The 20,503-nt window shown below is 46.4% G+C and carries 24 protein-coding genes; 6 read left to right on the top strand and 18 right to left on the bottom strand.

Annotated elements, in window-relative coordinates; all coding sequences use genetic code 11:
- Window positions 1–231 precede the first annotated feature (231 nt).
- The 4 genes from KXU80_RS18900 (at window position 232) to KXU80_RS18885 (ending at window position 4,716) form a co-directional block, all read left to right on the top strand.
- The gene (locus KXU80_RS18900) at window positions 232–1,728 is read left to right on the top strand and encodes a glycoside hydrolase family 32 protein (protein ID WP_219834748.1); all 1,497 of its coding nucleotides are present in this window, start codon (window positions 232–234) and stop codon (window positions 1,726–1,728) included.
- Window positions 1,719–2,624, top strand: a complete 906-nt coding sequence (locus tag KXU80_RS18895) for a hypothetical protein (RefSeq protein WP_219834747.1) — start codon at window positions 1,719–1,721, stop codon at window positions 2,622–2,624. Before KXU80_RS18900 ends, KXU80_RS18895 begins: the two co-directional genes overlap by 10 nt.
- Window positions 2,625–2,632: 8 nt before the next feature.
- Window positions 2,633–3,439, top strand: coding sequence for an SDR family NAD(P)-dependent oxidoreductase (locus tag KXU80_RS18890; protein ID WP_258171057.1), 807 nt, complete (start codon window positions 2,633–2,635; stop codon window positions 3,437–3,439).
- A 74-nt stretch (window positions 3,440–3,513) separates the two neighbouring features.
- Window positions 3,514–4,716: an enolase C-terminal domain-like protein gene (locus tag KXU80_RS18885; RefSeq protein ID WP_219834745.1), complete on the top strand. Its 1,203-nt coding sequence runs from the start codon at window positions 3,514–3,516 to the stop codon at window positions 4,714–4,716.
- A gap of 123 nt (window positions 4,717–4,839) precedes the next feature.
- On the opposite strand, the gene KXU80_RS18880 is transcribed toward KXU80_RS18885, so the two are convergent.
- From KXU80_RS18880 to KXU80_RS18820, 13 genes are all read right to left on the bottom strand, one after another.
- Window positions 4,840–6,123, bottom strand: a complete 1,284-nt coding sequence (locus KXU80_RS18880) for a DUF4163 domain-containing protein (protein WP_219834744.1) — start codon at window positions 6,121–6,123, stop codon at window positions 4,840–4,842.
- Between the two features lie 183 nt (window positions 6,124–6,306).
- On the bottom strand, window positions 6,307–6,519 hold the full coding sequence (locus KXU80_RS18875) for a hypothetical protein (protein WP_219834743.1): 213 nt from the start codon (window positions 6,517–6,519) through the stop codon (window positions 6,307–6,309).
- 548 nt (window positions 6,520–7,067) lie between these two features.
- Entirely contained in the window at window positions 7,068–7,256 is a 189-nt protein-coding gene (locus tag KXU80_RS18870) for a hypothetical protein (RefSeq protein WP_219834742.1), read from the bottom strand.
- A gap of 101 nt (window positions 7,257–7,357) precedes the next feature.
- Complete coding sequence (locus KXU80_RS18865; RefSeq protein ID WP_219834741.1) at window positions 7,358–8,131, bottom strand: barstar family protein; 774 nt, start codon at window positions 8,129–8,131, stop codon at window positions 7,358–7,360.
- A 207-nt stretch (window positions 8,132–8,338) separates the two neighbouring features.
- Entirely contained in the window at window positions 8,339–8,878 is a 540-nt protein-coding gene (locus KXU80_RS18860; RefSeq protein ID WP_219834740.1) for a hypothetical protein, read from the bottom strand.
- An 11-nt stretch (window positions 8,879–8,889) separates the two neighbouring features.
- Window positions 8,890–9,627 (bottom strand): hypothetical protein, encoded by a 738-nt coding sequence (locus KXU80_RS18855; RefSeq protein ID WP_219834739.1) that lies wholly within the window; start codon window positions 9,625–9,627, stop codon window positions 8,890–8,892.
- Window positions 9,628–9,770: 143 nt separating this feature from the next.
- Window positions 9,771–10,940, bottom strand: a complete 1,170-nt coding sequence (locus KXU80_RS18850; RefSeq protein WP_308858316.1) for an IS110 family RNA-guided transposase — start codon at window positions 10,938–10,940, stop codon at window positions 9,771–9,773.
- 277 nt (window positions 10,941–11,217) lie between these two features.
- A complete protein-coding gene (locus KXU80_RS18845; RefSeq protein ID WP_219834737.1) occupies window positions 11,218–11,478 on the bottom strand; it encodes a hypothetical protein in 261 nt (86 codons plus the stop codon).
- A gap of 13 nt (window positions 11,479–11,491) precedes the next feature.
- Window positions 11,492–12,268 (bottom strand): recombinase family protein, encoded by a 777-nt coding sequence (locus KXU80_RS18840; protein ID WP_219834736.1) that lies wholly within the window; start codon window positions 12,266–12,268, stop codon window positions 11,492–11,494.
- Window positions 12,269–12,512: 244 nt separating this feature from the next.
- Window positions 12,513–13,349 (bottom strand): rolling circle replication-associated protein, encoded by an 837-nt coding sequence (locus tag KXU80_RS18835; protein WP_219834735.1) that lies wholly within the window; start codon window positions 13,347–13,349, stop codon window positions 12,513–12,515.
- A 1,085-nt stretch (window positions 13,350–14,434) separates the two neighbouring features.
- Window positions 14,435–14,662 (bottom strand): hypothetical protein, encoded by a 228-nt coding sequence (locus KXU80_RS18830; RefSeq protein ID WP_219834734.1) that lies wholly within the window; start codon window positions 14,660–14,662, stop codon window positions 14,435–14,437.
- A 135-nt stretch (window positions 14,663–14,797) separates the two neighbouring features.
- Window positions 14,798–15,211, bottom strand: a complete 414-nt coding sequence (locus KXU80_RS18825; protein ID WP_219834733.1) for a hypothetical protein — start codon at window positions 15,209–15,211, stop codon at window positions 14,798–14,800.
- A 25-nt stretch (window positions 15,212–15,236) separates the two neighbouring features.
- On the bottom strand, window positions 15,237–15,677 hold the full coding sequence (locus tag KXU80_RS18820; RefSeq protein ID WP_219834732.1) for a hypothetical protein: 441 nt from the start codon (window positions 15,675–15,677) through the stop codon (window positions 15,237–15,239).
- Between the two features lie 241 nt (window positions 15,678–15,918).
- Here KXU80_RS18820 and KXU80_RS18815 point away from each other — a divergent pair, with 241 nt between their 5' ends.
- Window positions 15,919–16,137, top strand: a complete 219-nt coding sequence (locus KXU80_RS18815) for a helix-turn-helix domain-containing protein (protein WP_219834731.1) — start codon at window positions 15,919–15,921, stop codon at window positions 16,135–16,137.
- 22 nt (window positions 16,138–16,159) lie between these two features.
- On the opposite strand, the gene KXU80_RS18810 is transcribed toward KXU80_RS18815, so the two are convergent.
- The 4 genes from KXU80_RS18810 to KXU80_RS18795 form a co-directional block, all read right to left on the bottom strand.
- Window positions 16,160–16,735, bottom strand: coding sequence for a hypothetical protein (locus tag KXU80_RS18810; RefSeq protein WP_219834730.1), 576 nt, complete (start codon window positions 16,733–16,735; stop codon window positions 16,160–16,162).
- Between the two features lie 116 nt (window positions 16,736–16,851).
- The gene (locus tag KXU80_RS18805) at window positions 16,852–17,079 is read right to left on the bottom strand and encodes a hypothetical protein (RefSeq protein ID WP_219834729.1); all 228 of its coding nucleotides are present in this window, start codon (window positions 17,077–17,079) and stop codon (window positions 16,852–16,854) included.
- An 11-nt stretch (window positions 17,080–17,090) separates the two neighbouring features.
- Window positions 17,091–17,993, bottom strand: a complete 903-nt coding sequence (locus tag KXU80_RS18800; RefSeq protein ID WP_219834728.1) for a hypothetical protein — start codon at window positions 17,991–17,993, stop codon at window positions 17,091–17,093.
- A gap of 136 nt (window positions 17,994–18,129) precedes the next feature.
- Complete coding sequence (locus tag KXU80_RS18795) at window positions 18,130–18,876, bottom strand: transposase (RefSeq protein WP_219834727.1); 747 nt, start codon at window positions 18,874–18,876, stop codon at window positions 18,130–18,132.
- Between the two features lie 113 nt (window positions 18,877–18,989).
- On the opposite strand from KXU80_RS18795, the gene KXU80_RS18790 reads away from it, so the two are divergent.
- On the top strand, window positions 18,990–19,331 hold the full coding sequence (locus KXU80_RS18790; protein WP_219834726.1) for a helix-turn-helix domain-containing protein: 342 nt from the start codon (window positions 18,990–18,992) through the stop codon (window positions 19,329–19,331).
- A 92-nt stretch (window positions 19,332–19,423) separates the two neighbouring features.
- Here KXU80_RS18790 and KXU80_RS18785 read toward each other — a convergent pair whose 3' ends face one another.
- On the bottom strand, window positions 19,424–20,476 hold the full coding sequence (locus KXU80_RS18785) for a ligand-binding sensor domain-containing protein (RefSeq protein WP_219834725.1): 1,053 nt from the start codon (window positions 20,474–20,476) through the stop codon (window positions 19,424–19,426).
- Between the last annotated feature and the right edge of the window lie 27 nt (window positions 20,477–20,503).

Here is a 20,503-nt window from a genome sequence, read left to right as displayed (position 1 = left end):
ATCTGGTAAGCCGCTTGGCGGTAACACCTCGCAGTTTTTAATGCTTCATACAAATGAAATTAGTTTAATTCAGCATAGATATGAAACAGTCTAAATCCAGCACCAAACCCCACAAAATGCTTAAATAATGAGACGAAACCCATGTTGACTAACGAGGGTTTCAGACCTATTATGAACATGAAACGGTCAAAACCTATGCATCATAAACCTCAGAGTGGAAGGGGCAACTTCATGCTGTCTAACAAACAGACGGATGCTGATCATCAGGAATCTGTTTTCAAAGCTATGAAAGCGCTTACCGACATGCAGCCACAGGTCGCTGCGGACCCGCACCGGCTCCGCTATCATTTTATGGCGCCGGCAGCCTGGATCAACGACCCGAACGGAATGATTTTTTTCAAGGGAGAATACCACCTCTTCTATCAAATTCATCCGTTCAGCGCAGAAAACGGGCTCAAGCATTGGGGGCACGCCAAAAGCAGAGATTTGATTCATTGGGAGCATCTGCCGATTGCCCTTGCTCCTACCGAAGAGTTCGAACGGAACGGCTGTTTCTCCGGCAGCGCGATCGATCATAACGGCGTACTCACTGTTTTCTATACGGGGAATGTCGCTTCTACCGGCTATAAAAAGCAGGTCCAGTGCATTGCCACGAGTGAGGACGGCATCACCTTCAGGAAGTATGCCGGTAACCCGGTCATTTCTGATTTCCCCGAGCTGGACGGGTCCTGGGATTTCCGCGATCCGAAGGTATGGCATCACGACGGAGTATGGTATATGGCGCTCGGCTCGGGCAAGGATGGGACCGGCAACGCCCTTCTGTATCGTTCGAGCAATTTGCTGGAATGGGCTTACGTCGGCGTGATGGCCGAAGGGCCTCCCGGGGAAGGGGAGTACTGGAATTGCCCGGACTTTTTCTCTCTGGAAGGAAAGGATGTCCTGCTGGCTTCGCCGGGCGTATCGCCCCAGGATCAGGATGTTCGAACTAATATCTATCGCGTCGGACAACTGAATTATGAAACAGGCAAGTTTGAAGCCGAATGGGAGTCCCAGATCGATTACGGGCCGGATTTTTATGCACCTCAGACGCTGATCGATGATCGAGGACGCGTCATCCTGATTGGATGGATGGACATGTGGTGGAATCCGATGCCGACCAAAGCTTACGGGTGGACCGGTGCGATGACCGTTCCGCGCGTCGTGAAGCTTACGCCGGACGGACGGCTGGCTTTCGAGCCCGCGCCCGAACTCCAGGTACTGCGTGACGGTCATCGCGCTTACGGCCCGGCGACCGTGTACCCGGATGGGGAAAATAGGCTGTCCGAAGTTCAGGGGGATAGTCTGGAGATCATCGCCTGTTTCGATCTGGATGCCAGCCAAACGACGGAATTCGGGTTCCGGCTCCGGCGCTCGACCGACGGGACGCAGGAAACCGTGGTGTCGTACGATCCGGCCTGCCATGAACTGGTCGTGGACCGCACAAAGTCCGGCCTTGTGGACGGAGGGGTCAGCCGGGTTCGCCTCTACCCCGATGAGCATCGTATGCTAAAGCTGCATATGTTCATAGATCGGTCATCCTTGGAGGTGTTTGCGAACGACGGCAGCGTGAACGCCACCTATCGGCTGTATCCGAATCCGGACAGCCTAGGCCTTGCGCTGTTCGCACAGGGGGGCCCCGTGCAAGTGACTTCGCTCGACGTATGGAAGTTAAAATCGGTATGGGGGTAACCAAACGGGCGGACCAGGAGGGCTGGTCGCTAGGCAGCAATCGGCTCCGGGTTCAGGTGGCCAAACCCGGAACGGCGTATCGGGGATCGCGATTCGACTGGACCGGACTCGTTACCGAAGTGAGGCTGGATGAACGCCATACGTTCTGCACGAAGGAATCGTTCGTTTCGGGCCAAGGGACCGGAGGCATCGGGCTGTGCAATGAGTTCGGTATTTCTCTTCCCGTCGGGTATGAGGAGGCGAGGGTTGGCGAGACTTTTCCAAAGCTGGGCGTCGGGCTTCTTACGCGTGTCGACGATGCGGCTTACGGGTTCGCCCGATCCTATCCAATCGCCCCTTTCCCCGTTGACGTTCATGCCGGCAAGTCTTCTCTCACGTTTACGGTGCATCCTCTCGTCACACGCGGCTACGCGGTTCGTCTCATCAAGACGGTAAGCGTGGAGCAGAACCGACTCCGGTTCGTCTACGAACTCAGCAACGTCGGCGAAGTCTTCGTCGCTACGAATGAGTACGGGCATAATTTCGTGAATCTGGACGGGCATGCGGTCGGGCCGGAATACCGGCTTCGCCTGCCGGACGGCTTCGCCTTCGAGTCGTCCGGCAGCCGTACGTTCCCGCTCGAATTTGAGAACTGCGTCATGCGCTGGATGCATGTCCCGGAGGGAGAATTCTATTGCCGATCAACGGCATCGTTCTCGCCGGGCCTTCAGTGGGAGCTCACTCACGAGAGCGGGGTCGGAATGCGAGAGCATGTGAATTTTGCTCCTTCCATGATCGCGTTGTGGGGAACGAAGCACGTCGTTTCTCCGGAAGTGTTCCTGCACCTCGAGCTGGAGCCGGGCGAGACGACGTCTTGGACCCGAGAGCTGGAGTTTTATGTCATTGGTCGGGAGTGACTGCAAAAGTGAACGCAAGCACGACAGGAAATGCAGTAAAACGGACGGCGCTCGTCACCGGCGGAAGCCGAGGCATCGGGCGAGGCATTGTGATGGCTTTGGCCGAGAACGGTTACGATATCGCGTTCAGCCACTGGAACGATTCGAAGAACGCCGATTGTACCGCTGCCGAGGTCAAGCAATCCTATCAGCGCAAATGCGCGGTATTCGAAGGAAATCTGGAGAATGAGGACGAACCGGCTCGGCTCGTTCAAGGAGCGATTCAAGCGCTCGGGCACATTGACATGCTGGTCAACAATGCCGGTGTCACGATCTTCCGTCCGGTCACGGAGATGGATATCGAGTCGATGAACCGGCTCCTTCATCTCGACTTTCGCGCTCCGATGCTGCTTATCCGCGAGGTCGGACGACATATGATCGCCAAAGGTATTCAAGGCAGCATCATTAACATCACCTCGACGCGCAGCGAGCGGGCTTATGCGGGCGATGCCGTGTACGGCGGCGTCAAAGCCGCTCTGGCTCGAGCAACGGGATCGGTTGCGCTTGATTTGGCGGCGCACGGCATTCGCGTCAATTGCATCGCGCCCGGGGCGATCCAGACAAGCGCGGATCGAGAGGCGTACTACTGCGGGTTCGGCGCAAAAATCCCGCTGGGCCGCCCGGGAACGCCGGACGATATCGGGAAAGCGGCCGTCTGGCTCGCGTCCGAGCAGGCTTCCTATATGACCGGAGCAGTGCTGCGGGTCGATGGCGGGCTAATCCTGCCGGGCATGCCGGAAACCGCAGACGGGCCAGGCTGGAGAACGCCGGAGTAACGGCTCGTGTATCTATCGCGCTGCATGCCAGTATCATATCATTCCATTCATCCTACGATCGGAGAGGATCCAGCATGTCGCAATTACAAATTCGCGATGTCCGTGCAATCTTAACCGCGCCGGACGGTGTCAATCTTGTCGTCGTCAAAATCGAGACAACCGAGCCCGGGCTGTACGGGCTTGGCTGTGCGACGTTTACACAGCGGCATTTATCCGTGGCCAATGCCGTAGAGCATTATTTGAAACCGTTCCTGATCGGCAAAGACCCGCTTCGGATCGAGGAGATTTGGCAGACTTCCATGGTGAGCGCCTACTGGCGCAATGGACCGGTGCTGAACAATGCCATTGCGGGAGTGGATATGGCCCTCTGGGATATCAAGGGCAAGCTCGCGAATATGCCTGTCTACGAACTGCTCGGCGGCAAATGCCGTGAAGCCGCAGCCGTATACCGGCATACCGACGGCCGTGACCCCCAGAAAGTTGAAGACAACGTCCGAAAGTACATGGAGCAAGGCTACCATTATTTGCGCTGCCAGCTCGGCGGATACGGCGGACACGACCACAAGCTGCACACCCCGGAGAATGCGCTGCCTGGCGCCTACTTCGATCCTGCCGAGTATGCGCGAAGCGTTCCTAAGCTGTTCGATCACTTGCGCAGCCGGCTCGGCTTCGAGATCGAGCTGATCCACGACATCCACGAGCGGCTTGTTCCGATCGAGGCCGTACGCCTCGCAAAGCAGCTGGAGGAGCATCGTCTATTCTACCTGGAGGATGCGCTTCCGCCTGAGCAGCTCGAATGGTTCGAGACAATCCGGAGCCAATGTTCTACGCCGCTCGCTATGGGCGAGCTATTCGTCCACAGCGCGGAATGGATGCCGCTCGTCTCCAGACGGCTGATCGATTTCATCCGCTGCCATATCAGCGCCATCGGCGGGCTGACGCCGGCCGAGAAGCTTGCGACGGTATGCGAAGCATTTGGCATTCGCACGGCCTGGCACGGACCGAATGATATTTCCCCAATCGGGCAGGCCGCCAACATCCATCTCGATCTGAGCAGCCCGAACTTCGGCATCCAGGAGTGGTGCGAAGTGTCCGATCAGATGCGGGAAGTGTTTCCGGGCTGCCCGGAGGTGCGGAACGGGTTCGTCTACGTGAATGAAAAACCCGGGCTTGGCGTAGATCTGGACGAAACGAAAGCCGCCTTCTACCCATGTCACAACCGATTGCCGGAATGGACGCTCTCGAGAATTCCTGATGGCACCTCTGTGCGACCGTAGCAGTCACCGCATGCCGTGAGTGTCAATCTCCCCCCTCGGGGGGAGATTCTCTATATTGGAGTTTACACAAAATATTTGACAGCCCCCGACCGGAGGCTAGAGGAAGGATTGGATAATAGATTTTCATTTGGTGTCAAAATTCGCATTCAACAATCTGTTATGTATTAGATCCTTGTACTGTACTTCTATTTCAAAATGATCACCAAGCGCATGAGCCGTACCTGCGCTGATTCCGAGTGCGTCTTTAGTAAAGTAGGTGAATACTTGGAGTGCATTATTCTCGCTTGCTTCATCTGCATGGGTAAAGTATCGGATGAGTTCCGGGTTGCTAAAATTCGCAAGCTCCTTCATAGCGTCCGTTCCTACATCTAAGTTGGGATTAAATTTGATGTAATTTCCTAATTTATAAAGTTCGATGAAGTCATCAGTAACCTTTACTGCATCTTGTAACGTTATTTTCTTGGCATTTAAAAGGTTTACGTTTGATGTATACATGATATTTATAGGGTGAGCGGCACCGCTCGTATATTCGGTTCCAATATACTGAATGCTTAACAAGCTCTTCCCGATCCATGTCGGAATAAACATAATATCCAGGCTTGTCTTGTCATCTTCTTGATATAATTTCGTTATCTCAAGCGCATCGCTTTTTAGCCTTTGGTTCACTTTCTTTTCCATATAAGGATCATTCAAACCTACGATCGAGGGGTATTGAATGTTCATGTGTGCTTTCTTGTAGCTTATTCTTTTTAATTCTACCTTCTGGATTTGCCCTGCTGCCTGCTTTAATCTCACCGCTTTACCTTTCTTTACATCTATTTCAAATCTCTCTCCCGGCAGCGGGAAGTCCTCTGTCGTGTATAATAAATATTTTCCCTCTTCCAAATAAGGCTCTAATTTAATCCAATGATTAACTTCTCCAATAGATAGTCCATCGATCTCATTTAAAGGAATATCTACACGGATACGTGATATCGCCGACATAGAAACACTCTTTAAATAGAGTCGCGCATAGCTGTTTCTTTGGAATAGATTGACTAGTTCGATGTTATACTCATACCGGCCATCTGCTGTCTTCTGCAATGTGTCCGTTTGAACATTCTCTATCAACCAGCCGCTCGTGTTTACGCTCTCATATAATGGCGGCGTTAACCATAACATGCAAATAATTATGCCTATCACCCCGATCTTACCCCATTTTAACGGGGACCACCGCTTTAACAATAAAACCATCGATACAACAATCAGCACGATGGAAGGCGCCCCAAAATACATCATGACTACTGTAGTAATCAAATCGATACCCCGTTGAAAATTTGCGGTTGACCCAAGAATAAACCAGATGACGCCTGATAGATTTATCAAAACAGCAGCAATCCATATGACTCTTATCCAAATCAGCAGCATACTTCCACCCTCCTTTAAGATTTATCGACTTCACCTCACATTCAAGGCCTTTGCTTATATTATATTCGGAAAAACCTTCTGCCATTTTCATACTTAAATCATTGGTATGCTTCGATTGTTTGTGGAGGATTTAGACTGAATCTTGAAATCTCTCATATTTTTCAAAGCCTATCCATCCTTGTGTTAATGGCCGGTCTCTCTCCGTACCTTCTCACATTTAACAATTACTTCATATGCATATTCCGGACCTAATTGTGCTTTGGCAGCTTCTTCTGCTGTAATTTCTATTTCTCGAATTTGAACAACTATTTCACCTGCGTCATAACGGATATATTTTTTTTCATTTCGTTCGTAAATTTCAATGCCATAATCCGAAAAAACCAATCTTTCTACCAAAGCTATTTCCCCTTTTTGTATATTTCTCTCACAGTATAAGTACCAGGTATAGCAGGATTAATTGTTGCTTCTGGTATACCGCCACCCGTGTATCCTCCAGGTATCCATTGAGAGTTAGCTCCAAGTTCATTACCACTTGGCATCCTATTTCTCACGGATAGCCTCCCCAAATAAAGAAACCTTAAAGGGACGAATCTAATCAAGGTTTCAATAAATATCCCAGAAATTTAGTGAAGAATAACGTGAAATTGATGAATTAACGTCTCGAAAGTTTTAAGCCTCGCATTATCGAGATTTTTTGGCTCAATTCTCACATTATATTTATGGAAAAATCTACTATTAACTTCTTTCTCAAGTGATTGAAGTTCTTCTACATCAGTATATACGAGTAAAAAGTTCAACCAATCATTTACTTCATTTTCATGCCAAACCAATAACACGTCCGAAGATAACTTTGACATCTCTTCTACCTGTTTTTTTAACAATCTCAATGTGCTAATCAATTTATTATGTTCACTTGTATTTATTGTGGTTGACACTTCGATCACCTACTCGATATTATTAGCCAAAATGTTCTCGATCTTGCCGGTCCCGAATCTCGTTAATCTCCGGGCTTGGCCGCCGTCCGTGCCTCCGAAGGTCTTGCTGAGCTTCTTGTACAGGCCTAGCTTCTTGCCATTTCCGTTGCCATGATTGGAAATGTTACAGAGCCCAGCCCAATTCCACAAACTTTGCATCTCATTTTATCTCATAATATTTTGAACTGACATTACTATGGTTAAAAGACCTTGAGCATGTAGCTCCCCTAGGTCTTGAACTTAACTTCATCATTAATTCTTTATTTTGTTAGCAAAACAGTTACACCACTAAGCGTTAAAATCTTTATTAGTTCCATGATTACAGAACTATTATCTAGTTGATTCGATTCTTTAAAAGATTCATTAAAATTACTCCACTCCACAGTAAAAGGTGGCTTGATGCCAAAACCTCCACATAAACAATCCTCAAAACTTCTCAGATCGTACCCATAATACCCAAAGGGCCCGTTGATGGCTTCTCCTAATGCAATAAACACAGAAGGGATATCATTAATATGAGCACCTTCTATTTTAACAATTTTATTATCAGTTTCGTTACTTTGATTTACATGACGATATGGGTGATGTAAACGAATAACCTGCAACCAACTTCTTTTTTCATCTTCATCAAGATAAATCCATTGTCCATATTCTTCTTGGATTGAATCCCCCCTTAACATTTCCCAGTAATCCATTGCATGTGGTAATGCTGTCTCATGTAGTATCCCTGTTAATTCAATAACTGGTTTGAAATCGAAATCATCCTTTTTTAGCTCTAATTGCTTTTTAAGAGTGAAATAATAACTACCCATACTTCTTCCGTTCCGTGATAAAATCGTTATTCTTACATTATAAAAAGAAAAAGGTATTAATTTCATTACTTCGTTGGAATAGGAAAGATCAATTAACCTGATTCTTCTATAACCAGAATTAATGTTTGAAGCCAATAAGTCACCCATTAATCCCTCAACATCTTTACAGTATCCTATAGTTACATCACTTTCATCATCAACAATAGCGTATCCGTATTTCATGAAGTCCCCCTTTTTACTCGGACTTGCATCACTAAAATTTAATTTGCGCTTGGACTATCAAACAACCGCCGTAACCTCTATCAAAAGGTTATCAGTCCATTCTCTAGCAACCATCCATGGAACACGAACTTCGAAGATTCGCTTCTCCATATAAAAAGACAAGCTAAAGTCGAATGAATCACTCTAGCTTGAATAACAAATAATTTATCATTGTTGATTAATTAATTTTAAAAATTCTTTTATACGATTTACTTCATTTGTATGGAGCAATTGAACATTTATCTCCTGTAGCTGATCTAATAACTTAATAGTACTTTGATAAATTTCATTCCTAAATTCATCAAAATCAATAATGGAGTTATTCCATTGCTTATCTTCAAATTTCGAGAATGGTGTATCACTAAAAAAGCCGCGAATGCCTTTAAGGCTAGGATTAATAATTAAACGTACCCTTAGCAACCTTCCTTCCCTATGAAATTCAATCCAATTATTATTTTCAACTACATTCATGGCAATATAGTTGGAGTCTTGTAACCTAACCACTGCCTCAGTCAATCTTCTAAACCAGTGCAATACGAGCTCATTGCCAAAAGGAACATCTTTATGAAAGTATCCCTCAACATTCCCGTTGAAATTCAATTCAATTTGGCCTGAAATATCTCCATAAATATTGTCAAATTGCTCAGCACTCACTCTTGAAATCAAGTTAAGATTATCATCAATAAACCTAAAGAACACTCTGAACAACTTGATTCCTCCTAGTAACCAAAATCAGATAGTTTATATCTATATGCTCCCCAAGCCGTTTTAAAAAGACCATTATCAAATGCTACTGTTATTACTTCACCTTTTACTCTTGTAGTATAAATTCCATCAGTTTTGCCTTTTTTGATCGCTTCATTCGCTGCTTTTTCAACTAAAGACATAATTTGCTCTTTGCTTAACTTTTTATTAAAGAAATCTAATTTACTCAATATATCTTCAACTTCCCGCCTTGATTGTTTTTTCAACATATATTGAATTTGTTGTTTATAGGATGCAAAACAATGTCTCTTCCAAATATGATCAATCTTAGTTGCACTTAGACTAAACTTAACTATTTTTGATTTATTTATTAAATTCTTCGCCCACGTCCAAGCTTTTTTAACACCACTAGTAGTGGTCTTAATGAGGCTTTCACTCTTATTTACTGCAACTGAAATACCATTCCAATCGAAACTTACAAAACTAAAGCATTGACTGTCATAAGCACAACCTATGAAAGCATCGGATACCCCTGACTTATCCCAAGGAATATAAAATGCATTTTTAGGATACCATTTTCCTTTTGCTTTGTTAGCATCGTATATGATTCTGCCGAAGTTTGAAGCATTATTATCCGGGATAAAGTTCTGATGGTTTTCAAATGCATTACTGCTACAATTACCAGGATGGGAATAGTATTTTCCATTTTTAAATGATGAACACCATTTCCCTGTGGGATCTCCATTATTCACTGGACTATTCTCTACATATACATACAAATTCAAGCTCTGCGGCTGCTCAATCTCACCCTCATACGTATCCTAGTTAATAAAGCATTTAATATCCGTAGGAAGCGGGATGGCAGTCGCCACCCCTAGCATTTGTTTCCATTATATCAGCCAGCGTCCTTCTCCGGCATTACAGGCATCACATACGCCGCCTTTGTTCGCATCAGGTAGTGGACGACATTCACCAGCTTCCGCATGATACAGACGATGGCTTGCTGCTTCGTCTTCCCCGCCGTGAGCTTCTGCTCGTAATACGAATAGAAATACGGATTACGCGGCTCCTTCTTCGTTCTCGTCACCGCGATCTGCCGAATAGCCAGCGCCTTCAGAATGTCGTGAAGCTCCCGATTGCCCTGCTTGCTCTTGTAGTTGCGGTGCTTGTTGCCCGAACCTACCGCTATCGGAGCGATTCCCGCGAACCTCGCCAGCTTATCGGATGTAGCGAAGCGGTGAACGTCCCCGATCTCCGCGACCAGCTCCGCCGCCGTCACGAGGTCGATTCCCGTCATCGTCTCCAGTTGGAATCCCAGTTGCTCCAGCAGGCTCCCGATTTCCTTCTCAATCCGGTCTAACTCCCGCTCGTAGAAGCGGATATTCCGCACAAGTCCGCGCACAATAAAATCACGCTTCTCCTGGAAGTCTCGCGTCGTATCACCGTCCACTTCCACGAGCGTTAGAATCTGTTCCGCTTTCTTCATAGACAGCGCATTATTGCTCAAACTCCGCAAGAACCCAGCCAACTCGCTTCCCGTCATGCCTTTTAAGCGAGCAGGGGAGGGATACCGATGCCAGAAAGCTAACGCCGTCTTCCCGTCGATCTGGGAGAAGAACGCTTTGTAGCTTGGATAATGGTATCCGAGCTGCTGGTGCAGGCGCTTCACCATGCCCGTCAGACTCTTCGCTTGCCATTTCCGTTGGGTGACGAGCTGGCTAATCGCCCAGTACAGATCAATCGGCTTCGCGTCAGGCAGATGGGGCAGTTCGTCCCGCAGCACCCGTGCCACGCATTCCGCATCCCAGCTATCCGACTTCTGAACGGTGACGTGGCTCTTCCGGCGATTATTCGCCAGCTTCGCATTTACTTCCTTTACCGTACAGCCGCTTTCTGTTAGGTAGACGGCCAGCGCTCGCCCGAATCCGCCGACGTCCTCCAAGCCATACACGACGGACATACCCTTCTTCGTATACTTCTTCGCTTCCTTCACGAGCAAAGGGAAGGTCGACGGCTTATTGTCGAACTTGATCTCACCTAGCTTCTTATTCCAGCAATCAATCATCACGGCGGTATGATGCTGTTTGTGCAGGTCAACGCCAACGTAAATCAATTTATCCGGTTGAAACAACTTCGCTTCACTCCTTCATTTCGGATGGGACAGCTGCTCATAGGTTGGAGAGGCATCCTCAACTCAAGTAGACGCGCTACAACGACACGTAAGTAACCGTCCCATCGGACGGTGTTGGAACATTCAGGTATCATGAGTTTGCATCCTCAGTTCGAGCGGACGAGCCGCAAAGACACGTTAGCAAAATCTCATGTCCATCCTGTTCCATCAATTAGCCTTGAGGCTTACGCGAGTTCAGCACATAGGCGAGATACGCCTTCTCCAATCTCAGGTGAAGCAGTTCCAGCCGTACAATCGTCTCTTTCTCATGGATCGTAAGCAGCGTCTCCATGACCGCGTCCCGGTCGAATCGTTCACCGTAGCGGTAGATATGATCAAATACCGGATTCAGGCAAGATACCAGTGTTTCCAGCCGCTCTACAGCGCGATCTTCCTGCTCGACATAATGGTTATAGCGCTCCATCTCCGTCATCTACGCCACCGCCTCACAGAATCGCTTCGTGCAGCCCGGCAGCCTTCACGTTTCCATAGCTCATCTTTCCTTCGTATAGCTCTTTTCGGTCAAGGATTCGCTTCACCTGCACCTTCGTGAACCGTTTGCCTTGCTGGGTCGAATAGCCCTCGGCGTTCAACCGTCGCGCCGTCTCCGCCAGCGTCATGCTCGGATTACTCTTCCGTATTTCGAACAGCTGCCTCACAGCAGATGCTTGAAGCGCATTTACTTCAATCACCTTCTTGCCCTTCTTCGCCATATAACCGAAAGCGGCACGTCCGCCAGCGTAGCCACCTTGCTGGGCTTTCTTCATCCTTCCGCGCCCCAGCTTCAAGGCGATCTCTAGCCGCTGGTACTGATCGAGCAGTTCCATCAGCCCGTTAATCAGAAAGTCGTTCGGGTCTTTCCGGTGGATGCTGTATGTCGGTTGCTCGATGCTCTTGATGTCTACGCCATAGCACTTCAACTCGCGATGAACGAGCACTTTCACAATATCGCTACGCCACAGGCGATTCGTATTCAGCACGAGCACGTAACTCACACCGCCATCCGCGAGCGCTTCGAGCATATCCCGGAAGCCTTCCCGCTCGACTTCGAGCGCTTCTTCATCAACCTCCGCGCCGCTAATCCCGGCATCCTCGTAGACGTGAAGCAAGTTCCAGCCTTGCGCCTTGCAGTACGCTTCGATCTCATCTCGCTGGTACGCGAGACTATAGCCTTCTTTCGCTTGCCCTTGCGTCGAAACGCGAATATAACCAATCACGTTCAAGTTCCCCTCACCCTATCGCAACGTAAATTTTAATTACCGTAACGGAGCCTCATCTTTATACTCCTAATAACTGGTAATTATTGCTATGCGGCAAGCATATTACGCGCAGATGGAGGAGTTCAAGCATCGTTTTTTAAGTTGTACGATTTAAAGATTAAAGTCATCAGTACCTTTATCCAGCCGTCCTACAGCGGTTACAGGGCTACTCCATAAACTTTAATACTTTACCCCTTTAAAGTACTACTCACTTCGTTAACCAATACGTCTCAAGCTCGATATAGTCCAGATACTCCACGTCGAATCGGTGGGAGTCCATCAGTTTCGGGACGTATTTTTCCTTCACGCGATTCATCAGCTCATCATAGTCACCCTTAATCGTCGGCGGTACGATCAGGTTCTTACTTTGAAGAAACGGTCGCTTGCCATACGATCTCTCATCCGCTTTAAAGTTCCGCAGATTCTTTAGCATATCGAGCTTCAGCCGATTCCGGCGTTCTACCATCTGGATATTATAAACTCGTTTTAACTCGACGCTCCCAAGCCCCCAGATGTCCCGAAACGTTCCATCCGCCAGCTCCGCTCGCGGGATATTCGGCAGATCAGCGAGCACATGAAAGTGAACTGTCCCGCGCTCTTGGAAGGAACGGACGGCGAGGTATTTAAAATCTCCATACCGCTCCCGCATTCGCTTCACCCAGTTTTCGAAGTCCTTCGCAGCTTCATCCATCGATACCTCCTCCTTCTCGTAGGTCAGCGTAATGAACTTATGACCTTGACTAAAGTTCCGATCCATCAGGTGACAGAACCGTTCACGCTCGGAGAGCGTCAGTCGTCCGGGCTTCGGGGTGCGATTAGGACGTTTCCCAGCACGTTCCTCCTTGTCCGTTGGCTCCAAGATCGCTGTATGGATGAGCTTCTCCAGCTTCGACAACGACGGGTCTTCCAAGATTTCCGCAATCTCCGCGCTTCGTTCTGTCTTCAATCTCCGTGGATTCTTCCCTCCCTCGTAAATCCTCCGTCCGTAACGTTTCACACGCAGACAGTCACCGATTTTCACGATCTGGCAGTTGTAGCTGTTCATTCGGTTTCATCCTTCCTTGTTCAGATACCCTAAATGAACCCGGCATTACGAAATCCACTCAAGCATGTGTCCATGGAAATCCAATCTTCTCACAGTTACGTATGGCCCAGCCCAACTTAGGAGAGGCGTGAATAGCACCTAGAAGCAAAGAAGCCCCCGACAGTGACTTCAGGACGATTAACGTCCATCCAGTCACCAGCAGGGGCATCGGCATACCACTTCATCACATCTTCACAAGGAGACGCGTGATGTATGGAGATCGTATCATTTTTCGGATTATCGGACACAAAACGTATCATCAAAGATCAGGAAAACCGAAATCATCCAGCGCATTTCCAACCTCAAAAAAGAGAATCGGGAAGCAGGGGCAACAAGACGGCTCCGTTAAATCGACGGGCAGTAAGCAAAGAACCCCCATCAGCGATTTTAAGACGCACAGCGTCCATCCAATCGCCATCGGGGGCAGGTGAGGTCTATTCGCTTCCAGAGCACAGGGAATCTCCAGCGCATTCCATTCATCCAGATACCTCGATATCCTCTCGTAAGACGTCGAAGGACGAGCGTAGCGAAGTCCTCTCCGAGCGATAGCGAGGAGTAGAGCACATCCAATTCCTTGAATCTTCCCATACGTGAAGCGGCTCAGGCTCCATTGGGCAGACCCTGCTCACGGATATTCAGGCAGCTTGACGTTCTTCCTCGTTCTCGCTTATCCCTTCCTCGCTTCGCTCGAAAGACTCCGCTTCGCTCCGTCGCCTTCTTACCTTCGGTCTTCGGGAAGAGCAGGATGTTCAGGTGAAGATTCATTCTACATCTGAATATCCCCCGTACTTTTATTTGTCGTATACGACAACTGCCTACATCCACGTTTCGCTCGGTGAAGACCGGTTTTCCCATAGCAGCGCAGCCGGCTCCTGTATTCCCCACAAAGGAGCACACTGCACGATCTCCATAGAAATAGCCCATAGCACAGCCGTTCGGTGGTATTTTCATTCGTCTCTTGGTATAAAGATACCATAATATTACAGTTACTTATTGCGGACTCCGTTACCGATAGGAAAGTTCTATCGGAATTTTTCAGTCCATCGTTACCTCTCACGCTCGCCGCTCTCAGAAGCTCTCTCCGGTCTAACCCACGTTCCATTCTCCAGCAAAGAGCGAAGCACATCAGCTTCCGTTCTACCGGCAGGATCATACACCGCACGCTTCCGCTCGCGATTTTCCAAGTGGATGAGCTGCCTTCTTAGTTTTACCTCCAAGGAATCCTCCACGTTCATTCCTCCGCTCGATTCGATCATCGTGGTGACAGGCTCCATAAAGCACTCTCTCGTCCATTTTGCCACCATTCGCAAATAAAGATTCAAGGAAGCGTAGAAAAGCCCGCCTTACGCGGTTTCTGGTCGTCTTACGTCCATTTCGCGTAGGTAGACTTCGTTCGGTTCGCGTAACGATTAGCGGATAGGCGCGTTCCGTTCATAGTACAACGTCCTTCTCGCCAATTCATTCTGACCAAAGGTCATAACGCCGTCCATCCGAACGCGGGTCAGATAACCTTCTCGCCCAGCCATACGATCGATCTCCGCAAGGACGCGAGGGTCACCAAGGACAAACGGGTCATCAGCGGCTACCGTCAGCTCCAAACATGCTCTTGTCTCAAGTACGTGCCATTCTGGCTCAGGCTGGACGGGAGGAGCCTTCAGCTCGGCGAGTAGCTCAGTTAACACGTTCCGAATCGAACGCTCCAGATTAACATCGCCGCTTCCACGATCTCGGTTAATCAGATCCACGACGTAACTGCTCGCGTTAGGAAGCCCGTCCAAAAACGTCTTAATGTCAGCAGGAACACTTATGGATTTGTTGGCCATTAAGCATCACCTCGTCTCCTCGAACTTACTTTCCCTCGGTCAAACGCGTCACAGCTAAGTTCAAGTCGTCTATAGCACGACTCGCATCTCTCGCGTTAAAGTAGAATCCCTTCCCTTCTCGCCAAGGATTCTCGCTCGACTCTCGCCACCATTTCTGGAGGGCAATCAGGCGTTTCCCATCCTTCTCAACGATCAGCGTCTTAATCGACTGGGTGTTCGATATATTACGCTCCGCTACGATTTCGACCAGGCTAACGGCTTGGTCGGTGAAGTTCAAATTCGACACCGGAACTTCTTCATCCTTCATCAGTCGTACCTCGCCTTTTCTAACGATCTCGAAGCACCGCTTCTCCCAGTGCTCGACGAACTTCTGGGTGCAGGTGATTTCAGCGCCGTTCTTCGGGTTCCGCATTACATAGCCTTCACGCTCATTCGTCAGCTCGTTCAGGTGAGGATTCTTCTCCATTCGGAAGCCTTCTTTCGGTAGATTAATCAGCACGCGAAAATGCGGTCAGGTATACGGACAATTAGTACGACAGTCATTCAGCTTCCGAGGGAACTGGCAATGAATTATTAAAATAAGGCAGCTCGCCAGCACCGCTTACGAATAATCGCACCTATTACGCTTATACGTACCACTTTCAAAAGTAGTATATGGTACCTTTTTGCGTATAGTCAACCAATTCCTTTTCCTTCAAAGGAGCACTATGGCGAAACGAATAAAGGTTAAGATAAAAGAACAAACGAGTCGTAGGGGAATGTCCTTGAGAGAACTTTCCCGGCTTACAGACATTCGCCACGCCGCGCTTAGTGAGCTTTCAAACTCCAAACGCCAGAACATCAACTTCCAGCATATAGAGAAGATAGCTGAAGCACTTAATATTACAGACATCCGCGACATCATCGATCTCGTCGAAGAACCTTAACCGTCCATCTCGGACGGTTTTTCTATTGAATCTGATCCTTATCTAAGTGCCGGGGCTGCCCACGAGCGTTCCATTCGAACTTGCTTCGACCGTCGGACAGCAGGCTACCTGCCTTGTCATAGGTGTAGTCGTATTCCTCGTACCGTATGAGGTTCTCGCGGTGAGAAAGCTGATTCCGTGTATTATAAGTATATTTCGTCCCGATAATCGTATATCCTTTGCCCGCTGCGCGAATGCGCTCGAACAGTTTCTTTTGCTCCCCGGACGGCAGGTTCACTTCACCGTTCACGACATTGTCGATCGCGGCCAGAATGTTCTCGATCTTGCCGGTCTCGAACATCTCGTTAAACGCCGGGCTTGTGCTGCCGTCCGTACCTCCGAAGGTCTTGTTGAGCTTCTTGTACAGGCCTAGCTTATTGCCGTTTCCGTTCGCAAGCGCTTTGTACCAGCCCTTCGTGCTGCAGCCGCCGGAGCCGATGTCATCATCCTTATCATGGCCGTTTGCGTTGCCGTTGTTGCCATTGCCATGATTACAGTTATTGCGATAGCCGGAGTTGTCATCCTGCTCTTGGGTGCCTGTACCGTCTGATGGGTTCATTCGACTATTAAATAATTCACCAAAAGAAAACCTTGAAAGGCCTGAGGCCAATCAAGGCTAAATTTTACTGATTATCATAACGTCCTTACAAGTAATCCATACTACTCAGTGTCTCTTTAGAAATACTCTTTTATAGAATCCCATAATTCTAGAAGAGACTTCCCATTAATTCGACCATTCTTAAATAGAGCTTCAGCTGTTTTAAATTCTTGCGAGTGTCTATCTCTTACCCTTGTTAAGTAGAATCCATCCTCATTATGACTTATCCAATATTCTTCATCTGTAAGATAAAAACTGTACTCCATGCCACAGCTTACCAACTGCTCAAATTCACTATAGTTCATGTAAACCCTCCTTACCTAGACTTCAGTGAACCATCAGAATTATATTCAAACTTATGCTCGTGCGGGACTTCTGGATGCAGTTTCGGATTCCCATGATCTGTCATATCCACATCCCTTGTTGCTTTGCCGTCCGGTCCATAGTATCTACGTGTTTTTATTTGACCAGTATTTGGGTCAACGATATCTACGCTTGAATTAGGTTCACCTTTTAATCCAGGATTCCTATTAGACGGTGCAGTAGTATGATTTTTATAAGGCGTTATATCAATTTCATTGCCTAAGTTTGTTCTTACGATTTGTCTACCTTCATTACCTGCACCCTTAGCACCATTTTGCCCTGGAGCCTTATTAGCAACATGTGAATTCTGCGACGCTCCACGTTCTACTATGCCCACTTCTCTTGATAACTGACCTGCTATGGCTGCCGGTTCTAACGGTACCTCCATAGACATGGATACCCCAACCGATTGCATGATCTTATAGGCCTGATTATATTCCCGCTCATAATATTCAGTATAATAGCTCTTTAGTTTTTTAATAGCCGATTCTGCAGCTGCCGTGGTGTTTTGTGCACTGTTTTTACTAGTGAGTGTTGCTTTCTCAAACAAATCTATGAATTTTGTATTACTAGAATCACCAGGAATAATTGTCTGTTTATTTCGTGCGTGTGGAGGTGAATCCAATGGGTTATTAAAATATCTTCCCCACTGCCCCCGTATTTTCCAATATAAATCGTTTTTGACACCAGCTTGACGGGCAAAGTTTATATCCGCATTCAACCAATCCACATAAATGTCAATTATTTTATTGTACTGTACGATGTTCAAGTGACTTAGTTGATCCCCTGCGGTTTGAAGATATATTTTACGGTCATGTATTAACTGATCAATGGTCGAATTATCGGTTTGATCCATTTGAACATGTCCTGAAGGATCTAGATAAGTTACAGGGTTATTGCTCACATACGTATACAAATTCAACGTCTGCGGACTATCAATCTCACCCTCATACGTATCCTATTTTATAAAGCGTACATCTTAAATTAAGAAATTACCCCGCTATGTTCATTTGAACTTCTGGCATAACATAAGCCGTCTTATGCTTCATCATACCGTAAATCACATTAACCAACTTTCGCATTACGTATACTACGGCCTGTTTCCTCGTCTTATTAGCTTCTAATTTGCTGTGATAATAGGCTAACATTGCTGGATTACGCGGTTCTTTCTTGCCCTTTGTTACTGCTAATTGTCGAATAGCCAAATCATAGAATAAACCGTATAAATGACGATCACCCAGTTTATTTTTCTTAATTTTCCCACTATTTCCAGAACTGTGTTCAGAAGGTGCGATTCCTGCATACTTTGCCAGTTTATCAGCATTCTTGAATCGTCTAATATCACCAATTTGCGCTATAAAGTCTGCCGCAGTAACCAGATCGATGCCTGTCATCGTATCTAACTTCAGGTCTAATTTCCCGATTAACTGACTAAGTTGGCGTTCTATTAATGCAATTTCTTGCTGTAAAAAATCAACTTGACGGACGTAGCTAACAATAACTTCGTCTCTCACATCCTGATCCCCCCTTGTTGTATCGCCATCAGTCTCAACTAATTCAATAATTGCTGCCGCTTTCCCAACAGACAATGCTTGATTGCTATAGCTCCGTAGAAACTTTGCTAATTCTTCCACGCTAATATCATTCAAACAACAATTTTTTATTGTCTGGGCGCTACGGCCGATTTTCGATGACAATTCACCGATCGTGAGAAACTGTTGGTTACCTCTCCGTTTCATGTGTATGCGACCTCCCCTTCCTATAGATACTAATACGTATTATATATTAATACTAATGCGCTACTTACTGCAACTTTATACATTGTCTACACTTCTGTTTAGAGGTGTTTACAATGGCAAGTATTTTGGAGTTAGTCGGCGGTAAAATAAAAGATATTCGTAAAGACCGAAGATTGTCTCAGGATCAGCTTGGTGAACGGTGTGGCTTTCATTTCTCGTATATTGGCGGCGTCGAACGTGGAGAACGAAATGTATCGCTTGAAAATCTTGCTAAAATTGCTGAAGCGCTTCATGTGGAGCTAAAAGAATTGTTCAACTTCAAGCAAGATTCAAATTCTGAGAAAGAAGCTGCGCTCAAAGAAGTGATCTCTTTACTGCAATCTCAGGATATTAAACAAATCATAATGACCAAGAATCTGTTGCTTGAAATACTTGCAGCTTATTCAAATAAATAACCACTCCGCGATGGGAGTGGTTATTTATTTGCTCAAGTACTCACTTGAGAAAAAAACCACATGGAGTCGTTATACTCGCATTTGGCTAATTTCTATGACCCTGTTACATCGAGCTTATATATTCCTTGAGAAGAGACTATAATAAATTCATTAGCATTAATTCTATGAATACGAGTTTCATCGTTCTCATATTTAATAACCGGCTTCGTTTCACCAGTCAGTTTGTTTAGCTGGAACACTCCTTGATCAGTGCAGAACAATACAATTCTTGAGTCGAAAGAAAGTATATCATATACAAGAAGTACGTTTTTTAATTTTGCTGGCTTCCAACGATTTGAATTAAGATCGAGATACATAAGCTCCTGATTTCCGTCTTCTAAATTTACTGAAACCCAAATTGTCTGATATTGATCGACCCAGTAATCCCCAGTATACTCCTGTATTTCATTCTGGTAGTTTGTCCACTTATTTGTATTTAGATCAAACACAGTCAATCCAAGCTCTTCCTCATAGCCCGTATTAAATATTAAACGATTATCGGAAAATGAAATTTCACTTATTGTACCACTACTTACTCCGATCTCATCATAATTCTTAAACGTATTATTTTGCTTATTATATTCAATAAGTCCTTCTCCTGCCGTTCCGAACCAAACGAAAGAATCATTCCCGTATATACCCGTTACTTGTGATTGAAACTCTTTAAATGGCCTTATAGACTGATTTGAATAATTAAGTATGTATACTTTGGGACCTCCGGCAAGCAATGCATTATCTCCATCGTCATAGAGCAATAAATTTGACCCAATATGCAGATCTTTTTCTAAATAATCAACAAACTTATTATCCTTTAAATTATACCTACTAAGTGGGATTGCATCTTGTACCACATCGTTGTTTAGCTGGAAATTATAAAACCAAATATTATCTCGCTGATAATCTATTTTCGTAAAGTTTGACTTAATGGGGTGTTCCCTACTAATTAAAGAGTTGACATCAAAAGTCTGAATACGATCTTCATATACACTCCAAAGTTTGTTATCAATTAACACACTATCCCGTGCAAGTGATGAATCGCCTTTTAACTTGATTGTCTTAATATTCAAGAAATCATTACTTTGCAAATTTACATTAATCTGTTTCACCGTATTTCCTTTTACTTCTTGCAATTC

The sequence above is a fragment of the Paenibacillus sp. R14(2021) genome (assembly GCF_019431355.1).
In the GTDB taxonomy this organism is placed as follows: Bacteria; Bacillota; Bacilli; order Paenibacillales; family Paenibacillaceae; genus Paenibacillus_Z.
Note: the sequence above shows the minus strand (reverse complement) of the source record. Positions and strands in the feature narration are given on the sequence as shown.

Coding starts and splice junctions, on each gene's coding strand:
- KXU80_RS18900 (WP_219834748.1), top strand. CDS start 232: ATGCTGTCTAACAAACAGACGGATGCTGATCATCAGGAATCTGTTTTC.
- KXU80_RS18895 (WP_219834747.1), top strand. CDS start 1,719: ATGGGGGTAACCAAACGGGCGGACCAGGAGGGCTGGTCGCTAGGCAGC.
- KXU80_RS18885 (WP_219834745.1), top strand. CDS start 3,514: ATGTCGCAATTACAAATTCGCGATGTCCGTGCAATCTTAACCGCGCCG.
- KXU80_RS18880 (WP_219834744.1), bottom strand. CDS start 6,123: ATGCTGCTGATTTGGATAAGAGTCATATGGATTGCTGCTGTTTTGATA.
- KXU80_RS18870 (WP_219834742.1), bottom strand. CDS start 7,256: ATGCAAAGTTTGTGGAATTGGGCTGGGCTCTGTAACATTTCCAATCAT.
- KXU80_RS18865 (WP_219834741.1), bottom strand. CDS start 8,131: ATGAAATACGGATACGCTATTGTTGATGATGAAAGTGATGTAACTATA.
- KXU80_RS18850 (WP_308858316.1), bottom strand. CDS start 10,940: ATGATTGATTGCTGGAATAAGAAGCTAGGTGAGATCAAGTTCGACAAT.
- KXU80_RS18845 (WP_219834737.1), bottom strand. CDS start 11,478: ATGACGGAGATGGAGCGCTATAACCATTATGTCGAGCAGGAAGATCGC.
- KXU80_RS18835 (WP_219834735.1), bottom strand. CDS start 13,349: ATGAACAGCTACAACTGCCAGATCGTGAAAATCGGTGACTGTCTGCGT.
- KXU80_RS18830 (WP_219834734.1), bottom strand. CDS start 14,662: ATGGAGCCTGTCACCACGATGATCGAATCGAGCGGAGGAATGAACGTG.
- KXU80_RS18825 (WP_219834733.1), bottom strand. CDS start 15,211: ATGGCCAACAAATCCATAAGTGTTCCTGCTGACATTAAGACGTTTTTG.
- KXU80_RS18820 (WP_219834732.1), bottom strand. CDS start 15,677: ATGGAGAAGAATCCTCACCTGAACGAGCTGACGAATGAGCGTGAAGGC.
- KXU80_RS18815 (WP_219834731.1), top strand. CDS start 15,919: ATGGCGAAACGAATAAAGGTTAAGATAAAAGAACAAACGAGTCGTAGG.
- KXU80_RS18810 (WP_219834730.1), bottom strand. CDS start 16,735: ATGAACCCATCAGACGGTACAGGCACCCAAGAGCAGGATGACAACTCC.
- KXU80_RS18805 (WP_219834729.1), bottom strand. CDS start 17,079: ATGAACTATAGTGAATTTGAGCAGTTGGTAAGCTGTGGCATGGAGTAC.
- KXU80_RS18800 (WP_219834728.1), bottom strand. CDS start 17,993: ATGGATCAAACCGATAATTCGACCATTGATCAGTTAATACATGACCGT.
- KXU80_RS18795 (WP_219834727.1), bottom strand. CDS start 18,876: ATGAAACGGAGAGGTAACCAACAGTTTCTCACGATCGGTGAATTGTCA.
- KXU80_RS18790 (WP_219834726.1), top strand. CDS start 18,990: ATGGCAAGTATTTTGGAGTTAGTCGGCGGTAAAATAAAAGATATTCGT.